The 19,361-nt window shown below is 52.5% G+C and carries 18 protein-coding genes; 15 read left to right on the top strand and 3 right to left on the bottom strand.

Features of this window, described 5'->3' with window-relative positions:
* The first annotated feature begins 2 nt into the window (after window positions 1–2).
* Together MHI42_RS18950 and MHI42_RS18945 are read left to right on the top strand one after the other, a co-directional pair.
* Complete coding sequence (locus MHI42_RS18950) at window positions 3–1,142, top strand: response regulator (RefSeq protein WP_342420349.1); 1,140 nt, start codon at window positions 3–5, stop codon at window positions 1,140–1,142.
* A gap of 98 nt (window positions 1,143–1,240) precedes the next feature.
* Window positions 1,241–1,804 (top strand): GNAT family protein, encoded by a 564-nt coding sequence (locus tag MHI42_RS18945; RefSeq protein ID WP_342420348.1) that lies wholly within the window; start codon window positions 1,241–1,243, stop codon window positions 1,802–1,804.
* A gap of 71 nt (window positions 1,805–1,875) precedes the next feature.
* On the opposite strand, the gene MHI42_RS18940 is transcribed toward MHI42_RS18945, so the two are convergent.
* Window positions 1,876–2,583 (bottom strand): DUF2569 domain-containing protein, encoded by a 708-nt coding sequence (locus tag MHI42_RS18940; RefSeq protein WP_342420347.1) that lies wholly within the window; start codon window positions 2,581–2,583, stop codon window positions 1,876–1,878.
* A gap of 364 nt (window positions 2,584–2,947) precedes the next feature.
* Here MHI42_RS18940 and MHI42_RS18935 point away from each other — a divergent pair, with 364 nt between their 5' ends.
* From MHI42_RS18935 to clpB, 4 genes are all read left to right on the top strand, one after another.
* Entirely contained in the window at window positions 2,948–3,418 is a 471-nt protein-coding gene (locus tag MHI42_RS18935; protein ID WP_171720388.1) for an Hsp20/alpha crystallin family protein, read from the top strand.
* 64 nt (window positions 3,419–3,482) lie between these two features.
* Window positions 3,483–3,632: a hypothetical protein gene (locus MHI42_RS18930; RefSeq protein ID WP_171720387.1), complete on the top strand. Its 150-nt coding sequence runs from the start codon at window positions 3,483–3,485 to the stop codon at window positions 3,630–3,632.
* 162 nt (window positions 3,633–3,794) lie between these two features.
* On the top strand, window positions 3,795–4,802 hold the full coding sequence (locus tag MHI42_RS18925; protein WP_342420346.1) for a DnaJ C-terminal domain-containing protein: 1,008 nt from the start codon (window positions 3,795–3,797) through the stop codon (window positions 4,800–4,802).
* Between the two features lie 94 nt (window positions 4,803–4,896).
* Window positions 4,897–7,539: an ATP-dependent chaperone ClpB gene (gene clpB, locus MHI42_RS18920; RefSeq protein ID WP_342420345.1), complete on the top strand. Its 2,643-nt coding sequence runs from the start codon at window positions 4,897–4,899 to the stop codon at window positions 7,537–7,539.
* 431 nt (window positions 7,540–7,970) lie between these two features.
* Here the strand turns inward: clpB and MHI42_RS18915 are convergent, their stop codons facing one another.
* Window positions 7,971–10,082 carry a glycosyltransferase gene (locus tag MHI42_RS18915; protein ID WP_342420344.1) on the bottom strand — a complete coding sequence of 704 codons (2,112 nt, stop codon included), beginning with the start codon at window positions 10,080–10,082 and terminating at the stop codon, window positions 7,971–7,973.
* 235 nt (window positions 10,083–10,317) lie between these two features.
* On the opposite strand from MHI42_RS18915, the gene MHI42_RS18910 reads away from it, so the two are divergent.
* The 8 genes from MHI42_RS18910 (at window position 10,318) to MHI42_RS18875 (ending at window position 17,046) form a co-directional block, all read left to right on the top strand.
* The gene (locus MHI42_RS18910; RefSeq protein ID WP_171720384.1) at window positions 10,318–10,536 is read left to right on the top strand and encodes a hypothetical protein; all 219 of its coding nucleotides are present in this window, start codon (window positions 10,318–10,320) and stop codon (window positions 10,534–10,536) included.
* A complete protein-coding gene (locus MHI42_RS18905) occupies window positions 10,533–10,979 on the top strand; it encodes a peptidylprolyl isomerase (protein WP_342420343.1) in 447 nt (148 codons plus the stop codon). Before MHI42_RS18910 ends, MHI42_RS18905 begins: the two co-directional genes overlap by 4 nt.
* Before the next feature lie 121 nt (window positions 10,980–11,100).
* Window positions 11,101–12,720, top strand: coding sequence for an ABC transporter substrate-binding protein (locus tag MHI42_RS18900; RefSeq protein ID WP_342420342.1), 1,620 nt, complete (start codon window positions 11,101–11,103; stop codon window positions 12,718–12,720).
* Window positions 12,721–12,806: 86 nt separating this feature from the next.
* Window positions 12,807–13,757 (top strand): ABC transporter permease, encoded by a 951-nt coding sequence (locus MHI42_RS18895; RefSeq protein ID WP_039300002.1) that lies wholly within the window; start codon window positions 12,807–12,809, stop codon window positions 13,755–13,757.
* A 4-nt stretch (window positions 13,758–13,761) separates the two neighbouring features.
* Window positions 13,762–14,607, top strand: coding sequence for an ABC transporter permease (locus tag MHI42_RS18890; protein WP_042210124.1), 846 nt, complete (start codon window positions 13,762–13,764; stop codon window positions 14,605–14,607).
* A 14-nt stretch (window positions 14,608–14,621) separates the two neighbouring features.
* On the top strand, window positions 14,622–15,635 hold the full coding sequence (locus MHI42_RS18885; RefSeq protein WP_342420341.1) for an ABC transporter ATP-binding protein: 1,014 nt from the start codon (window positions 14,622–14,624) through the stop codon (window positions 15,633–15,635).
* Entirely contained in the window at window positions 15,628–16,545 is a 918-nt protein-coding gene (locus tag MHI42_RS18880; protein ID WP_042210125.1) for an ATP-binding cassette domain-containing protein, read from the top strand. The genes MHI42_RS18885 and MHI42_RS18880 overlap by 8 nt, the downstream gene beginning before the upstream one ends.
* A gap of 51 nt (window positions 16,546–16,596) precedes the next feature.
* The gene (locus tag MHI42_RS18875; RefSeq protein ID WP_342420340.1) at window positions 16,597–17,046 is read left to right on the top strand and encodes a hypothetical protein; all 450 of its coding nucleotides are present in this window, start codon (window positions 16,597–16,599) and stop codon (window positions 17,044–17,046) included.
* 248 nt (window positions 17,047–17,294) lie between these two features.
* Here MHI42_RS18875 and MHI42_RS18870 read toward each other — a convergent pair whose 3' ends face one another.
* Complete coding sequence (locus tag MHI42_RS18870) at window positions 17,295–17,768, bottom strand: VOC family protein (protein ID WP_342420339.1); 474 nt, start codon at window positions 17,766–17,768, stop codon at window positions 17,295–17,297.
* Window positions 17,769–18,062: 294 nt separating this feature from the next.
* On the opposite strand from MHI42_RS18870, the gene MHI42_RS18865 reads away from it, so the two are divergent.
* On the top strand, window positions 18,063–19,004 hold the full coding sequence (locus MHI42_RS18865) for a hypothetical protein (protein WP_342420338.1): 942 nt from the start codon (window positions 18,063–18,065) through the stop codon (window positions 19,002–19,004).
* Window positions 19,005–19,361 lie beyond the last annotated feature (357 nt).

The following is a 19,361-nucleotide window of genomic DNA, read 5'->3' as shown; positions in this document are numbered from 1 at the left end:
CTATGAAAGTTATCATCATCGATGATGAGAAGGCCATGCATCTCATATTAAAGCGGATGCTCGGCAAGCTGGAAGAGGTTGAAATAATGGGCAGCTTCACGGATACTGCTGCTGCTTTTACCTATTTGAGCAGTCATGAGGTGGACCTGATCTTCGTAGATATCAGCATGCCCAGAGAAAGCGGCCTGGAGTTTGCAGCGAGGCTTAGGGGGAGCGGCCAGGGAACCAAAATTGTGTTCATCACTTCCCATAAGGAATATGCGCTGTCCGCTTTTGAAGTGTATGCCTTCGATTATATTCTGAAACCGGTGGTACAGGAGAGGCTGCATGAGACGGTACACAGAGCCGCGATGCAAATTCATTTGGAGCGTGCGGCAGCAGAAGCCAACCGCGAGCCCGCTTTGAGCGCAGAAGCAAGGATCAGCCTCCTGGGCGGAATTGAAATCGGGGGTGCTCACGGAATCAAGACCAAATGGAAGTCGCGGAAAAGCGCCGAGCTCCTCGGCTACCTGCTCATACATAAAGGCAGGCTTGTATCCCGCGCACGGCTCATTGAGGATATCTTTGGCGATATGCCGCAGAAGAATGCAGAAATGTATTTGAATACAACGGTCTATCAGCTGCGCAAGCTGCTCCATACGCATGGGCTGAAGACGCATCTGCATTCGGAGAGCAACCATTATGCCTTTAACTGTAAAGGGCTTAGCGTGGATATTCTCAGCTTTGAGGATGGCTGCAGAAGCTTGGCTGTTATAAATGAGGCGAATCTGGAACAGGCTATAGAGCTTGAACAGCTATATATGGGTGATTTATTCGGAGACCACGTGTATCCTTGGGCCTGGAATGAGATTGAACGGCTGTCACTCATGTACTCCGCGTTCACCCGGCGACTGTGCGCTGCTCTGCTGGACAAGGGTGAGACGAATACGGCAAAGCGGCTGCTGATCAAGCTGCTGAATCGCAACGAGCTGGATGAAGAAGCCCATATGCTGCTTATGAAAACCTCGGCTCTCCAGAATAACAAAGATGCCCTGAACCGGCAGTACCTGCAGTTTGCCGACATTCTGAACCGGGAAATCGGAATTCCCCCTTCGCTTGAAGTTAAATCCTTTTATGCACAGCTGCTTTCCGGGCTTGGCTGATTTAATATATAGTTTACCGGAGGATAGTGGGGCATATATAATTTAAGGCAACTATGCCATTTGATAGGATTATCTCATAGAGTTGGGGGCTGACCGAAGTGACCAGACATTCAGAGCTTTTAACAGGAAAAAAGGTATATCTACGCCCGCTTAACGGGGAAGACGCCGAATTGTATTACCATATGTTCTACGGCACGGAAGTCCGCAGGCTTACAGGAACGAAGAAGCATATCACCAAAGAGCAGATAGAGAATTATATCGCGCGCAAATCAGGGGACGACAGTACGGTGCTGCTGCTGATTGCCTTGAGGGAGAACGATGAGGTCATCGGTGATATCGCCATTCAGGATATGGAGCCTGACAACCGCAGTGCAAATCTGCGGATTGCTATTGGGGATGAGCGGCATCAGGGACAAGGGTATGGACGGGAAGCGCTGCTGCTGATACTGGACTACGGCTTCGGCATTCTGAATCTGCACCGGATTGAGCTGGAGGTCTATAGCTATAATGCCCGCGCTGCGCATGTGTATGAATCAATCGGTTTTGTCCGTGAGGGTGTACGGCGCCAGACGCTCTATTATAACCATGAGTACCATGATGTGATTATGATGGGGATGCTGGATAGCGAATACCGTGAGCGGTATGTGAAAAAGGGAGGGTAGACCGGACCTGCAAAAGCTGATTCAACAATAACGCAGGTCCGGAAGAATTGTAGAGACTATGTACAAAAATGTTAATAAATAAACGTATTCTTGACTCTCTTTGACCGCAGGAAATAGGGGATCCAGATCACAGCATAAATGAAGGACCGGAAGATATCCGTATAAGAGTTATCATCCGGTATGAGACCGGAAAGAGTAGTCTGTACCTGGCTGAACATGAAGGTATCTATGGTATTAAGTAAGATGTTATATACGATGAAAGATATAGATATGTATTTGAATAACTTTTTATGTTTGAGACCCAGGTACAGAATGAACAGGATCATTACGACCTGAATACATACTAATACCGTTTCTATCACAAGACTAGGAAGCATTGAAGCGACGTAGTAGCTGCTGTCTGGGTCGGTAAGAAGCTTAAGGCCTTCAGAGCCGAATAATGAGAAATTACCATAAAGCATTCGCACACCCGCGAAGAGTGAGAGAACAATGCCTATTGCGAAAAGTCCTAACCAGCCTCCGGAGCCGGAAGGCTCTGATTCATCTGCGGGCTGGTCTGAGGATTCCAGGACCACTTCGGAAGCAGCGGCGGCCTCATCATCAGCTGGTCTAGCTTTCTTGACGTGCAATGGCCTAATTAATCCGCCGGTCGCCCACCCGATAATTCCTCCAAGCCCTCCAATCACAATAGAAATAATAACGTTAGGATCTGCTGCATAAGTTCTATGTAGAATAAAACCTATGACGAAGAAGATAATGCCCAGTCCTGCTTTTGCCACTTCATCACCTCATCATATCCGCATTGGCTGCGGGATTTTCACTATGACGTTTATATCGACAATTCCCACTAATTACTTTAATTTACTTGTTATATTTTAGGCGTTAGTTCTTTATATTTACTATGTCCGTGAGGGCGCGGATAGAAATCATGTGAAATAAAGTTTTAAGGTCAAATAAGGTCAAATTATTAATAATGTTAAAATTTATACTAAAAAATAAGCCGAAACGCCGGATTTTACCGGATTTTCGGCTTATATGAGTTTTGTCATCCGGGCGGCCGGCGACTATAATAAAGCCATAGATCAAATAAAGTCAAAGTCAAACCAACAACAAATTCAAAGTCAAATGAGAGGAGAATGGATAATGTTTGATTTGGTTCCTTTTGGTAAACGCAGAGATGATGCTTTTGGTGTGCTGGCTAAGTCGCTTAACGAAGTGTTTAATGATGATTTCTTTGCACCGCTGACAAGCTCCACGCTGTCCTTCCGGACAGACATCCGCGAGAGTGAAGGGGCGTATCTGATTGAGGCCGAGCTTCCGGGCTTCAAAAAAGAAGAAATCGACATCGATTATACCAGCCCTTATTTGACGATCAAGGCAGTACGCAAAGAAGAGAACAGCGAGGAGAACAAGGAACATCAGACCGTGCGCCGGGAACGGCGGTATGGTGAATATGTGCGCCGCTTCTATGTTCAGGATATTGCGGAGGAAGGTATCCGCGCTTCACTCAAAGACGGGATGCTGAGCCTGGAAGTGCCGAAACGGCAGAAGTCGCAGGGCAAACGGATTGAAATTCAGGATGGCGGAAATTCTTCAGATGAGCAGCTTCAGTAAGCGGCAGGCGCAGCTTCCAGCGTGAGCGGTTCTCCGGGGGAAGCGGAGAGCGGGAACACTGGGGATGATTGGGAGGAAGCCTGAGAATGAAGGACTTCCAAGTCTGGCTGAAGCAGCCGGGTTCAGCGGGGTTCCCGGGCTAAGCGGCTTCTGCCGCCGGCCTATCCGGTTCCCTGCGGCAGAGTGGTTTCGCCGGGCTTTTCATATAGCATGATCATACAGGGCGCATTGTAGTGGGGATACCGGCTATAATGCGTCTTTTCCCGGAGAAACGGACTTGGTGAATAATCATCGCCACCGGGAATAGGCTTGTTACAGGGCGGAATGCTATAACCTATAGAATAAGGTTCCCAATATACGAAAGGAGGAGGTACCAGTGGCGGCAAATTATTACGAGACTCTGGGCGTCGGCAGGCAGGCCTCGAAGCAGGAGATCAAAAAAGCTTATCAGAAGCTGGCTAAGAAGTGGCATCCCGATGTCAACAAAGCCCCGGAGGCAGAAGCCAGATTCAAGGAAGCGGCCGAAGCGTACGAGGTGCTGGGTGATGAAGAGAAGCGGAAAATCTATGATGAGGAGCTGCGCTACGGGGCCGGCTACGCTGGGGCAAGGGGTCCGCGGAGCGGCGGGGCAGCCTCCTCCACGTCTTGGGAATCGCCTTTTGGCGCAGGCTGGAGCAGCGGCACTGCTTCCGGCAGCAGTATTCCCGAAGAGGATCTGTTCGGAATGTTCTTCGGCAGCCGGGGGGCAGCAGACCGCGCCGGCTTCGATTTCTTCTCCGGCAGCGGCGGTGTCCGCCAAGGGGGAAGCCCTTGGCCGGATGAGTTCAGCACGATGCAGGCCCAGCTTGAGATTACGCTGGAGCAGGCCTACAAAGGCGGGAATATCAGCGTTCAGGCTGCAGGCAAAGACCTGAGTGTGCAGATTCCGGCACGCTCGTCCGAAGGGACGGTGATCCGGGTTCCCGGCGGCGGAAGCGGGGCGGGACAGGGAGGCGACCTGCTGGTCTCGCTGCATCTCCTGCCCCATGACATCTATGAACCGGACGGCGGCGGGGATTTACTCGGCACGGTAGAGATTGCCCCCTGGCAGGCTGTACTTGGCGGGGAAGCCAAGGTGGCCCTGCCGGATGGCAGCCAGGTGAAATTGAAAATTCCCGCAGGTATGGCGTCCGGCAGAACGCTGCGCCTCTCCGGCAAGGGGCTTAAGCGTCCTAACGGTACGAATGGTGATATCCTGTTCCGGATGGAGATCGTCATTCCGCCGGAAACCTCAGAAGCGGAGAAGAAGCTGTACCGCCAATTGGCCGATTCCGGCAGCTTCCAGGCCGGAGCCAAACGGCAGACTCCCGGCGGTGCACAGCGGCGCAGAGCGACAACGGGGTAATGATGAATATAACGCCGGTTATCCGGCTGACTGACATATGGAATGCTGCGGCTGGGGCTGCAGCGGCATAATTTTACGGAAAGGCGATGATCTTATGGATTTCAACAAGCTTACACAGAAGCTGCAGGAAGCCGTCGCAGAGGCCCAGTCCCTGGCTGCGGCCAGCGGACATCAGGAGATTGATAACCTTCATCTGCTGAAGGCACTGCTTCAGCAGCATGAGGGCCTGCTGCCGCGGCTGCTGCAGAAGATGAATATTCCTGCAGCCGAGCTGCTGCAGGGTACGGAGGTGCTGCTTCAGCGGAAGCCCAGCGTAAGCGGAAGCGGAGCGGGCACGATGCGGCGGTATGCCTCGCCTGCGCTGATCGCCATGCTGGAGCAGGCCGAGAAGGAAGCGGCCAAGATGCAGGACGAGTTCGTGGCCGTGGAGCATGCCGTGCTGGCGATGGTCTCGGATTCGGGCAGCGGGAACCGCGAGCTGCGCGGGCTGTTCACGGGCCGGGGCGTTACCCGGGAGAAGCTGCTTGGGGTGCTGGCCGAGATCCGCGGACACCAGCGGGTGACGAGCCGGGAGCCGGAGGCCACCTATGAGGTGCTGGAGAAATACGGCCGTGATCTGGTGGCCGAGGTGCGGGCGGGCAAGGTTGATCCCGTGATCGGACGGGATGCGGAGATCCGCCGGGTCATCCGTATCCTCTCCCGCAAAACCAAAAACAACCCCGTACTGATCGGGGAACCCGGTGTAGGGAAAACAGCGATTGTGGAAGGGCTGGCCCACCGGATTGTCCGCCGGGATGTGCCGGAGGGGCTGAAGGACAAGACGATTTTCTCATTGGATATGAGCGCACTGATTGCCGGAGCCAAATACCGCGGGGAATTCGAAGAGCGGCTGCAGGCCGTATTGAAGGAAATCCGCGAGAGTGACGGCCGGATCATTCTGTTCATTGATGAATTGCATACGATTGTCGGTGCCGGTAAGACTGAAGGGGCCATGGACGCGGGCAACATGCTGAAGCCGATGCTGGCCCGGGGTGAGCTGCATTGTATCGGGGCGACGACGCTGGATGAGTACCGCAAATATATCGAGAAGGACCCGGCGCTGGAACGCCGCTTCCAGCAGGTGCTGGTCAGCGAGCCGGATGTTGAGGATACCATCTCCATTCTGCGCGGTCTTAAGGAACGCTTCGAGGTGCATCACGGAGTCAAGATCCATGACAGCGCGCTCGTCGCGGCCGGTGTCCTGTCGAACCGCTATATTACGGACCGGTTCCTGCCGGATAAGGCGATTGACCTGGTGGATGAAGCCTGCGCGATGATCCGCACGGAGATTGATTCCATGCCCGGTGAGATGGATGAGGTGACCCGCCGCCTGATGCAGATGGAGATTGAAGAAGCTGCACTCAAAAAAGAAACCGACGATGCCAGTGGGCGCCGTCTGGAAATCCTGCAGCGGGAGCTGGCCGACCTCAAGGAGAAGCATCTGGGCATGACCGTCCGCTGGGAGAAGGAGAAGTCGGCGATCCGGGGCATCCGCGAGCTGAAGAAGCGGTTAGAGCAGGCGCGCAAGGATCTGGTCGATGCACAGGAGATCTATGATCTGAACAAGTCTGCCGAGCTGAGCTACGGCATAATTCCTGATCTGGAGCGGCAGCTGAAGGCCGCAGAGGAAGCCGCGCAGCAGGATCAGGAGACCCGGCTGCTGCGCGAAGCTGTGACGGAAGAGGAGATCGCCGACATTGTCTCGCGCTGGACCGGCGTTCCGGTCAGCCGTCTCGTGGAAGGCGAGCGGGATAAGCTGCTGCGGCTCGAAGATACGCTGCATGAACGGGTAGTCGGCCAGGATGAGGCCGTCCGGCTGGTGGCGGATGCTGTGCTCCGGGCAAGAGCAGGCATCAAGGACCCGAACCGCCCCATCGGTTCGTTCCTGTTCCTGGGGCCGACCGGGGTCGGCAAGACCGAGCTGGCCAAAGCGCTGGCCGTATCGCTGTTTGACCGCGAGGACGGCATGATCCGCATCGATATGTCGGAGTACATGGAGAAGCACAGTGTCTCCCGCCTCGTCGGTGCTCCCCCGGGATATGTCGGCTATGAAGAAGGCGGCCAGCTGACCGAAGCGGTGCGCCGCCAGCCGTACACTGTTGTGCTGCTGGACGAGGTGGAGAAGGCCCATCCCGATGTGTTCAACATTCTCCTGCAACTGCTGGATGACGGGCGGCTGACCGACTCACAGGGCCGGATGGTCGATTTCAAGAACACCATCATCATTATGACCTCCAATATCGGCTCGCCGCATCTGATTCAGGGCACCGATGACAACGGTGAGCTGACCGAAGCGGTTAAGGACCGGGTGATGAAGGAGCTGAGCGGCCATTTCCGCCCAGAGTTCCTTAACCGGGTGGACGATATCGTGATGTTCAAACCGCTGACACTGGGCGAAACCCAGCAGATCGTGGTTAAGCTGGTGGACGGTCTCCGTCTGCGCCTGGCAGAGCGGGGCATCGGCCTTACGCTGAGCGACAAGGCCGTTCGCTTCATTGCTGAGGAAGGCTTTGATTCCGTGTACGGCGCAAGACCGCTCAAGCGGTTCATCCAGCGCAGCCTGGAGACCCGGGTGGCGCGTGCGCTGATCGCCGGAGAAGCAGAGGAAGGCTCAGTGATGACGGTTGACGAAGCCGACGGTGAGCTGACTGTTACTATAGTGAAACCGGAATCTGCGAAGACGGTTGGCTCGCTCTAAAATGTGAACTGACCCGGCCGATGCCTCCGTAGGGCTGCAGCTGCAATCCGCAAAGAAAAAGCGTTCCGCCTTAAGGCTGGAGCGCTTTTCTTGTGACGTTCGACTTAAATCCTGCAGAAAATACAACATTTTCTTCAATAAATCGGCCCATATCGAGAATTGTTGCAGGAAATACAGCATTTCATCTTCTGCAAGCGGCTAACTCAAAGGATTATTGTATTTCATACAACAATCCTCCCGCATACCCGGTTATTTATGAATCTGAGTTGTAATATATACAACATTTATACCTGCCCCATACAGAATGAACTTCAAAGCCCAATTAGACGCTTGGCGGGAGCACTGCCTCAGCAGCGGTTAAGCGGTTATTGGTTACTTGTTTGGCCGAAATCCTAAGTGTGGTTTATATAGAAGCTCTACTCACTCCGCCGCTACTCGCTCCAGGGCATCAGATGGGGATGCTGGTCGAGGATAGACAGGTATTGTTCCTTCCAGCCATATTGGCCGTCCGGGTCCAGCAGCATATAGCGCAAATACTTCTCCAGCCGGTATTCCGGCCTCGACCAGCCGAGATGCTTCAGCCGGAGGTTGCTTAACTGGTGGGACAGCTCGAAGATATTCTCCGGCAGCCGCCCGCAGTGCTGCGGCAGATCGTTCCAGAGATACGTGAAGTCCTCCCGGTAGCGGAGCAGGAACGGCCTGTAGCTCTGATGGGACCGCCAGTACATATCCTCACGGTAATGAGTGTCGTCCCAGAAATCGTAGAGCCGGAAGCAGAATAAGTCGCAATTGTCCGCACGCAGCAAGGCATCCACTTCTTCCGGGAATCCGGCCTCAAAAATCTCATCCGCATCCAGACTGAGAATCCACTCCGGCTGAGTCTCAATTACTGCTTCCCACTGCTGCTTGCGCAGCTCCGATTCATTGCTGAACTTGGAGACACTGTTGTGTATCAGATGAAGCGGAATGCCCTGAAGCACCTCCCGGCAGATATCCGCCGTGTCATCCGTGCTGCCGTCATCGATAATGACGGCTTCATCGATATATTTGCGGTGCTCCTGCAGAACCTGCCGCAGAAACCGCGAGCCCTCATTCTTGACGACCATCGTGAGGGTCAGCTTGGGCCGCCGGACCGCTGCTGAATTAGCAGATGCTGCGGAAGAACCGGCTGCCGCTCCATGCGCGGCGCTCAGCCCTGCTGCATCTGCGCCCTCGGCCGCATCTGCAGCAGCGCCCGCCGCCGGCCCGGCGTGCGGCAACCGCACCTCGCCGCCGCCCTCGGGCGGCGGCTCCTTGGACAAGTGCCGCCGGGCCTCCGCCTCGGTCCACAGCGCATCCCATTCCGCGCTCGCGTCCAGCGCTCTTTTGTCCGCGGGCGATGCCTCTGCATCGCCCTGCACTGCCTCTTGGCGCGCAGCGGCTTCCTCGCCGCCAGCCGCGTCCGCGTCACTCCGCCTCGCATTCGTCTCTGCCTCCACCTCGCCCGGCGCATCTTGTGCATCTTGCGCCCCGCTCCGCCCCGCCTCCGGCGCAGTCCGCGCCGAGTCCGCCTCACTCCGCCCCGCATTCGTCTCTGCCTCCACCTCGCCCGGTGCATCTTGCGCCCCGCTCCGCCCCGCCTCCGGCGCAGTCCGCGCCGAGTCCGCGTCACTCCGCCTCGCATTCGTCTCTGCCTCCGCCTCGCCCGGCGCATCTTGCGCATCCTGCCACCCCGGCGCCGCTCCAGCCGCCGGCGATGTCTGCCGGATAAACTCCGGCACCTTCAGCAGGTCGCTGTCCCTGTAGAGATGCAGCGCCGGGTAGTGGGTGTCGACATACAGCGGAATGCCAAGCGCCGCTGCACGGATGCAGAAATGGCGGTCTTCTCCCCAGTAGGAGATGTTGTGAACCCGGTCGTAGCTGGCACCGGAAGCGATGGCCCGGCTGCTGATCAGGGTGCAGGCGCCGAGCCCGCCGACTTCATAGATTCCCGGCTGCTGCATCTTCATCAGGAAAGCGTGGAAGCGGAGGTTGATCTCTTCGTGTGAGAGCTGCTCTCCCGGGAGCACCTCCCACTGGTTGTATTCGTCATGCATCCAGACCTGCGGCTGCAGCAGAGTGCCCGGCTGCCACTGGGTCCAGAAAACCTCGGAGATAATGTCCTTGCCCGTACTAATCAAATGCAGCAGCGTATCCGGATGAAGAATCAGATCGGAGTCGATCAGGAACAGATAATCATAATCGAAGGCTTCGGCCCGCCGGATCATCAGGTTCTTGAACCCGGCCACCTTCCAGACCAGATTGGAATTCCAGAAATGGGTCGTATCATCGCGGATATAAGCATCATGAAACCCGGAGGATTGCAGGAAGACCGTTCTGCCGCTCTGGGTGAACTGCTGGAGCAGCTGACTCGAAGCTTCGTCCGGGTTGTCATCAATCAGATAGAAATGCAGCTCAATATTGGTTAGGTTCAGACGCAGCAGTGAGTTCAGAAACTGCTCGAGAATAGCCGGTTTTTGATGGATCGGGCTGCCCAGCAGAACCCGGGTTCGGGTCTCATTCATAGCAGGCCACTCCAGGATAAGGTCAACATTAATAGAACATCCCCTTGGATTCGCAAATAGATGATATGAATTATATGTATTCAATATATTTAGAGAAGTACGGGACTAATCCCGGTTTTTCAAAAAATAGAGACCCGAAAGGGAATATATGGATTGGTGTCTGCCTGAGAGCTGTTGTACAATACCGCATAGACAGGAATAGACATTCTGCAGACTGCAGGACAGGAGTGAGAGGATGGACAAGTCACCGTTAAAAGTACAGCAATTAATCAACCTGCTCCTGGCGATGAATCCGCGCGCCGAGGTTTTTGTGCATACTGCGGATGGAGAACTCCGGCCGTTGCTGGACGAGGATGTACAGGAGATCTATGCACCTGAGCAAGCGGCCAAGACCGTGGCTCATATCGGCGTTCCCGCAGGCACTGCAGCCGGAGAGGCGGAGGAGACCTTATGAAGCTGGCTCTAATAAGACTGGAACAAGGACAAGAGATCCGGCTCGAATTATTTGACCAGGAGGCCCCCGGAACCGTAGCCAATTTTGAAAAGCTCGCGAACAGCGGCTTTTACAATGGTCTGACTTTTCAGCGTGTCGTCCGCGGTTTTGTCGCCCAGGGTGGCTGTCCGGACGGCACTGGCAGAGGCGGCACGGACAAAATCCCCTGTGAAACGAAAGGCAATCCGCATAAGCATGTGCGCGGGGCGTTATCCATGGCCCATTTCGGGCCGGGCACCGGCTCCTGCCAGTTTTTTATCTGCTACGATACTTTTGATTACCTTGACGGCTGGCACACAGTGTTCGGCAGAGTAATAGAAGGAATGGAGCATGTGGATGCTTTGCGGCGCGGGGATGTCATGCAGGAGATCAGCGTATGGGATAACGGCAATCCTCAGGGGTAACAGCGGGCGGTTGTTCAAACTTTCACAGGTGGAAAATTAATACATTGTAATCCCGACTATTCCGATATATAATAACTTTCACAACGAGTGAGATTGCTCATAGACATGGAGGAGAGAGATAATGCGTAAAGGGATATCAGGGGTTGTCATTCTAGTTTTGTTAACACTAATGATTAGTGCATGCTCTAATGGAAATAACGCGGCATCGACAAATACGGGTGCCAGCCAGACACCGGCGGAAACGCAGCAGCCTGCTGCCAGTGAACCGAAGGATGGCGGAAGCTTGATTATAGGGGTCGCATCTGATCCGGTTGTACTTAATCCAAACTATGCAGGTGACCGTGTAAGCTTGACGATTGACCAGGCACTGTATGCTCCGCTGTTCCAGGTGAATAACGGGGAGAAGACCTTCTACCTGGCAGAGAGCCTGACACCTTCGGAGGATAATCTTACTTACACACTGAAGCTTAAGGATGGACTTACCTGGCATGATGGAGAGAAGCTGACGGCGGATGATATCGTGTTCACCATCGACAGCATTCTCGACGAGAAGCAGAACAGCTTCCTGAGAGCCAACTTCCTGATCGGCGACCAAGCCATCAAAGCGGTGAAAGTGGATGATCTGACCGTTGAATTCCAGCTTCCGCAGGTCAGCCCGGCTTTTGAAGCGACACTGGTACAGGTATTCCCGATTCCAAAGCATATTTTTGAGAATGAAACCGACATTGAGAAGAGCACCAAGAACGCTGCTCCGGTAGGTTCCGGTCCCTTCAAATTCAAAGAATACAAAGCCGGTGAGTATCTGACACTGGAACGCTTCGATAACTACTTCGGCGGCAAGCCGCATCTGGATTCGGTAACTTACCGGATTGCCAAGGATACCAATGCAGCGAACCTTGCCCTGCAGAACGGCGAGATCAACGTGCAGTATCTTGATCCTAAGGATGTAGCAACGATTCAGGCAACGAACAATTTCGAAATTCTGCCTTACAGTGAAGGCCGTCTGGCTTATCTGATGTTCAATGCGAACAGTGATACCGGCGCCCTCGCCAAAAAAGAAGTCCGTCAAGCCCTGTCCCTGGCCCTCAGCCGCGATGAGCTGATCCAGACAGCGTACACTTCCAGTGAATATGCTGACCCGGCCAAGTCATTCCTGACTCCGGACGCGCTGTATTTCACGAATGAAGTAACTACCTTTGACAATGATGCCGCTAAGGCTAAGGAATTGCTGGCGTCTGCCGGAGAGAGCAACCTGAAGCTTCGTTACATTGTACAGAGCGGTAACAAGGCACAGGAAGCGATCTCGCTGTATGTGCAGCAGAAGCTGAAGGCTGTCGGCGTGGAAGTGGAACTGCAGAACATGGACTCCTCGGCCTGGGTGCAGAAGTTCATTGATCTGAAATCTACCGACTACGAGCTGGCATTGACCGGTTATATCATGGGATATGATCCCGATGCTTACCGTATTCTGTTCACATCGGGCAGCTCTTCCAACTACTCGCATTATTCGAACAGCGAAGTTGATAAGCTGATGAATGACGGTGCAGGCGAAGCTGATCCGGCAAAACGCGCAGAGATCTACAAGAAAGCGCAGGAGCTTGTCGCTGAAGATGCACCGATCTACCCGATCGCTTATACTAAAACAGTTGTAGCTGTCTCGAAGAACTACGGCGGCATTGATGAAGCTGTATTGAAGCCGGTCGTTATCTTCGAAGACCTGTCCAAGATCTACCAGAAATAATCTGCCCCAAAAAATAAGCACGGCAAAAAAATAAGCTGGGTTCTCCAGCTTATTTTTTGCCTGTCAAGAGCTGGGAGAAGCTGCGTATGAGACAACTCATCGTCCGAAGGTTGCTGCAAACACTGCCGATGCTGTTTTTTGTATCCGTAGTGTGTTTCACAATGATTAAGCTGGCTCCGGGTGATCCGGTGCTATCTTTCGTTACGCCCAATATGCATGCCGATGATATTGAGCGTATCCGCCATAATCTGGGGCTGGATAAGCCCGCCTATATTCAATATTTCATCTGGATCAAGGAAATGGTGCAGGGCAACTTCGGATATTCCCTGATCAATCACCAGCCGGTGCTGGGACAGATTCTGGAACGTCTGCCGGCTACAGCCGGTCTGATGGGCAGCGCCATTGCGCTGGCGGTTATTCTGGCGATTCCGCTAGGCCTCGTGGCCGGTGCGAACCGCAACCGCTGGGTAGACAAGCTGATTAACTTTATTTCCTATGTCGGGATTTCCATTCCGTTATTCTGGCTGGCGATCCTGCTGATGTATCTGTTCGCGATCAAGCTGCATCTGCTGCCGAGTATGGGGATGCGCACGATTGGTGTGGAATCGCCGCTGGATGTGCTGAAGCACGGGATCTTGCCCTGCTCGGTGCTGGCCTTCGGCTTCCTGGCCGGATATGTGCGTTATATCCGCTCCAGCACGATTGGACAATTGAAAGAGGAATATGTGCAGATCCAGTACGCTTTTGGCTCGAAGAAATCGACAATCCTGTTCCGTCATGTCCTGAAGCATGTGCTGCTGCCGGTCATTACCCTGCTGGGCATGTCGATGGGGGATCTGGTGGCCGGGGCTATTGTCACCGAGACGGTATTCTCGTGGCCGGGCATCGGGTCGCTGGGGATGACGGCGGTTAAGGGGATGGATTATCCCGTCATTATGGGGATCACCTTATTTTCTTCCTTAATGCTGATCCTCGGTAATATGGTGGCAGATATTCTCTACAGCTTTGTCGATCCGCGAATTAAATTAAAGGGGTGACCTCATGAATCGCAGTAAATGGAAAAATCTACAGTCAGAGCTGTTTACGAACGGTCTGGGTGTCGCTGCTCTTGCTGTATTGGCTATCTTTACGCTGGGGGCCATCTTTGCCTTCCTGTCCGGATATGATCCGAATGCCATGGATGCCATGGCCCGCCTCACCAAGCCCGGCGCCGGACATCTGTTCGGAACCGATGACTATGGACGCGATTATCTGTCCAGAGCGCTATATGGCGGCCGTGTCTCGCTGCTCGTCGGTTTCGCCTCCATGGTCGTGGCTACCTTTGTGGGTGTAATGGTTGGAGTGATCAGCGGATATTTCGGAGGCTGGCTGGATAATCTGCTGATGCGGATGCTGGACATTATCATGTCCATTCCGTCCTTCCTGATCCTGCTGCTGCTCAGCGTCTATTTGAAGCCGAGCATCGGCAATCTGATCATTATTATTGCCTTGTTAATGTGGATGAACGTGGCCCGCGTTGTGCGCGCGGAGACCCTTACGATCAAGGAACGCGAATATGTGCTGTATGCCAAGGCTTCCGGCCAAAGCTCCTTCGGCATGATCTGGCGGCATATCCTTCCGGGACTGGTGCCGGTGATTATCGTCGGCGCGACGAATAATATTGCGTCGGCCATTATGATGGAATCGTCGCTGAGCTTCCTCGGCTTCGGGGTTCAGCCGCCGAACGCCACCTGGGGCAGCATGCTGAACAGCGCGCAGGGGTATATTGCAGAGGCGCCTTATCTGGCGCTGTTCCCGGGGCTGATGATCCTGCTGACCGTTCTGAGCTTCAATGTACTGGGTGATATTTTGCGGGTCGGCTTTGAACCAAAGCTGATCCGGAGATAGGAGAGTGGAACATCATGACTGAACGGCTGCTGACTGTTGAGAATTTGCAGGTTTCATTTGCTACCCGGGACGGCGAGAATCAGGCCGTCCGCGGCGTTAGCTTCCATATAGATGCCGGTGAAACGGTAGGGATTGTCGGAGAATCCGGCAGCGGCAAAAGCGTTACCGCCAAGGCGGTCATGTCCCTGATCACGCCGCCGGGCCGCATGACTGCCGGTAAGCTGGAGTTTCGCGGCGAGAGTCTGAAGGGACTCACGGACAAGCAGTGGCGGACCCTGCGCGGGAACCGGATCGCGATGGTCTTTCAGGACCCGATGACCTCGCTGAATCCGGTCAAAAGAATAGGCCAGCAATTAACCGAAGTTATCCGCAGACACCGCGGATTGAATAAAGCGGAGGCGTATGCCGAGGCGGCGGAAATCCTCCGCCAGGTTGGCATACGTGATCCGGAGCAGCGCCTGAAGCAGTATCCGCATGAATTCAGCGGAGGCATGCGCCAGCGGGTCATGATCGCGATGGCGCTCTCCTGCCAGCCGGAGCTGCTGATTGCCGATGAGCCGACCACGGCGCTGGATGCGACAATTCAGGCGCAGATTCTGGATCTGTTCAAGGAGCTGAAAGAACGGTCGGATACAGCGGTAGCGCTGATCACCCATGACCTTGGTGTCGTGGCTCAGGTCTGCACACGGGTTATTGTGATGTACGGCGGGCTTGTTATGGAGGAGGGCACGGTGGAGGACATCTTCTATCGTCCCCAGCACCCGTACACCCAGGGCCTGCTGCGTTCCATTCCGAAGCGCGGCGGGGGATCGAGGGAGCGGCTGATTCCGATTGAAGGCACACCGCCGGATCTGCTGAATCCGCCGCCCGGCTGTCCGTTTATGGACCGCTGCCCGCATGCTTTTGCCCGCTGCAGTGAACGTCCGCCGGTAGTAGAGCTTGCACCTGGCCACCGCTCGATGTGCTGGCTGGCTGAAGGTGCAGAGCAGCAGGCGGCAGTTACAGTGGGGAGGGATTCCGGTGAGTGAGAGCAAGGTGCTCGTAGATGTGAACAATCTGAAGAAGCATTTCTCCAAGGGGAAGGATATACGCGGGCGCGATACGGCTGTGCTTAAGGCCGTGGACGGCGTCAGCTTCCAGATCCGCCAGGGCGAGACCTTCGGACTGGTGGGTGAATCCGGGAGCGGCAAGTCAACGGTCGGCCGCTGTCTGCTCCGCCTGTACGATTATACGGACGGCGAGGTATTCTATGACGGGCAGCCGCTGGGCAAGCTGGGCGAGAAAGGGCTGAAGCCGTTCCGCAGACGGATTCAGTCGATTTTCCAGGACCCGTACTCTTCACTGAACCCCAGCCTGAATGTGCTGGAATTGATCAGTGAGCCGATGCGTATCCATGGACTCTACCCAGGTGAAGAACGCAAGGAAGCCGTGGCGGAGCTGCTGGAGAAGGTTGGTCTCAAAAGAGAGCATCTCTACCGCTTCCCGCATGAGTTCAGCGGCGGGCAACGCCAGCGGATCTCCATCGCCCGGGCGCTGTCGGTCCGGCCGGAGTTCGTCGTCTGCGACGAGCCGATCTCGGCGCTGGATGTCTCTGTGCAGGCCCAGGTCGTCAATATGCTGGAGGATCTGCAGTCCGAATTCGGACTGACCTATCTGTTCATCGCTCATGACCTGTCGATGGTCCGGCATATCTCTGACCGGATTGGTGTCATGTACGGCGGCCGCCTCGTTGAGGTTGCGGAGAGCGATGAGCTGTATGACAATCCGCAGCATCCGTATACCAAGGCGCTGCTGTCTTCCATTCTGGAGACAGACCCGCTGAAGGCCAGCCAGCGAATCCGGCTGGATGCCTACTCGGTAACGCGCGGGGATGAGGAAGCCGCTGTGCTGCGGGAAGTCAGCCCGGGGCATTACGTGGCTGGAGATTTTACGGACTGAATTCAGGTAAAGGTATGCATTTATATTTATATAAACAAGGGAGGATATACAATGACTGATACGCTGAGTAAGGTAAAGTTATCGCAATGGGACGCCCTGCTGGTGGAATCGCTGCGCTCTCTCGGCTGGTCCGATGAAGAACTGCTGCGGCGGGTTGCCGAAGGCGATCTGCCTGCCGACGAGAGTGAATATGAGTTCGATTACGGGCAGCTGTCTACGCTGGCTGGTGAACAGCCGGAGCTGTTTCGGTCAGCCGTAACCGAAGGCTACCAGATCAAATACAACACGATCCGCGGCATCCGCAGCTGGATTGCCGTTGCGCTCCGCATCGAGCCGAAGCTGGAGCTGGAGGAAGGCCGCGAAGCAGTCGAAGCGGTGTTAACGGAATCACAGAAGCAACGGCTGGAGGGCGTATTATCCTTCGGCTGGCAGATTACCAGCGGCGGATCAGCGGCAGATGGCGGAAACGCCACTTACCGGATTGAGCCGGTCCAGAGATAACAGCGGAGCTGAGCAGCAGAATGAAGCTGCATAATAATGTGTATGTTAAGAATTAGCCCTTCGGCTTTGTGCCGGAGGGCTTTTTGCATGAGGAATAGAGAAAAATTCTGGGTTGCTCCGTTTGTGATGGATGGTTGACGCAAACTGCTCATTAGCGATTTCCAGAAGAGCTCGTTTTGAAGGTTCTACTCTAATATAAAAACTAACAACTGACTTAAACTGAAAAGTAGAGTCATAGACTCTCCGATTCATCTTTTATTAAGATTTAATATTTTTTTCACATCATCTTCAGTGTAACCAGTCTTATTAGCAATCATTGATTCAGACATGCCTGATTTGTACATGTTAACGAGAACAGTATCCATGTCTTCTGCTACCTCAACGATATGCCTATCATAATCAAAGAAACGAAAAACCATCTGTCCCCAAGGTTGCTCTTGAATATCATGTAATAGCTCGAAACCATTAGCGATAATCTTGTCTCTTAACGAATTAATATCATCAAATTCAAAATAAACAGCTAAATTTTGTGCTTTGAATACAATATCATTACTATTAATTAATTCTGCAAAAAGGGATTTTTTATAAAGTGCAAAACCGCCTATAAATCCTAGATTGTATATACCAAAATCCGATTCCACTTTGCAGCCAAGTATATCTTCATACAACATTCTTGATCTCATTACATCTTCAACTACCAAAATTGTTGATTTGAATCCCATGAAAAGCGCCTCCCAATGTTACACGAACTTTTTTACCTTAAATTCGATGCCTTGGTGAAGTTTACCTTTATTTGTAACCAGCCTGCCCATTAGATGTTGCGCAGTTCGAAGATACTGAACTATTGATGCATATAAGGAGTGAAGAAAATGAAGAAAAAACACATCTTAGAATAGTGAAATAAATTTTAGTTATCTATCCTGAACTATAATTGTAGCTGAAGTCATTGCGAGTATTGATAAAGTCATATACCGTGTTGGAGTATTGATTGCTTAATAATACAAGGGGGAATGTAAATGAGGATTTTTTACAAAAAAATAATATTGTTATTATTTGTTTCCATGCTGCTTTCAATCCTAAATTGCTTCAATTATGCTTCTGCTTTGTCTGTAAACGTTGAAATTACTACCGTATTTCAAAAAGATGTAAATACCCGTTTATCGAGTCTTTATAAAAAAGATGCATATACATTAAGTAAGACAGATGCAAAAAATTTAAATTACCTGTTAAATTTAGATCGCAAACTGCTGTTACATGCAATAGCAGAATATGCTTCCAGCTCTAAAGCTTCCGAAAGTAGTGCGATAGATTTTTTTTCGAAATACTTAATGAAAAACTTTATTCTATTCTTAAACGAAACTGAACCTCAAATTCTGTCAACTTCCCCTAAGAGTGAAGCAGCGTATAGGATAATTGTGTCTGTTGCAAATGCTGATCAACTCCCTTTACTTGGTAAAGAAATTGCAGTGAATAAAAACTTTATAGTTAGAAATACGATAATAGATTTGTTTAGAGATAAATACGGAAAAGCTGCTATTGACTCAATCACGAAAATTATACCTACTGAACCAAACGCGGGAGTAAGATCCAAAGCTATCAGTTTAGCTTTTGACCTTGGGGACAAATATACGGACCTCATTCCTTTAATTTGTAAGCCATACATAAAAGTCGGTGGTACGACTGCTAAAAATGTATACATTAATTTATTGTCGATGTTTTCTAACGAACAAAGAAAAACCAACTGGGTCGAATATCTGATTTTTAATCAAGATGATCCATCTGCAGCTAAACTTTGGAATGACATGCAATTAAACTCATACGATTTTCAGTATTACCAGCTTTTTGACAGATTTGAAAATGATCCGACTGTATTTAAACGCTTAGAAGAAATGGATCCGAAAAACGCGGAAATTTGGAAAAAAGCGCATGACAGCTATAGTGTCTCAACCAATTTCTGAATCTTTGAGTGGGAAATTAAATATACATTGCCTATTATGTCGATGGTTCTAGGGAAACGCTCCTCAATCAGCAAAGTGTTATCGTGAGGCGGCCAAGCTACGAATCATCGAACTGTTTCTGGAGGATATTGAAATCATCAGTCAGCGTATTCGTATTCCGAGAGGATGGATTTTTCCATATTGTGACTGAGCTTTTAGACTACATTCAAGTAGAAGATATGGTATGAAGAAGCGGGCAAAGCACTTATTGGAATGGCGCAGCCCGCTTTGTGTGTGGAATTATTCAAAACTCCTTGCTCGAGCATTCTTCCTTCATAAAGAAACGCCCAACGAACTGCTAAGTAAGGCGGCTTGTCG

The organism is Paenibacillus sp. FSL E2-0178 (assembly GCF_038593005.1).
Taxonomy (GTDB): domain Bacteria; phylum Bacillota; class Bacilli; order Paenibacillales; family Paenibacillaceae; genus Paenibacillus_AQ; species Paenibacillus_AQ phytohabitans.
This window is presented reverse-complemented; position numbering and strand designations above follow the sequence as displayed.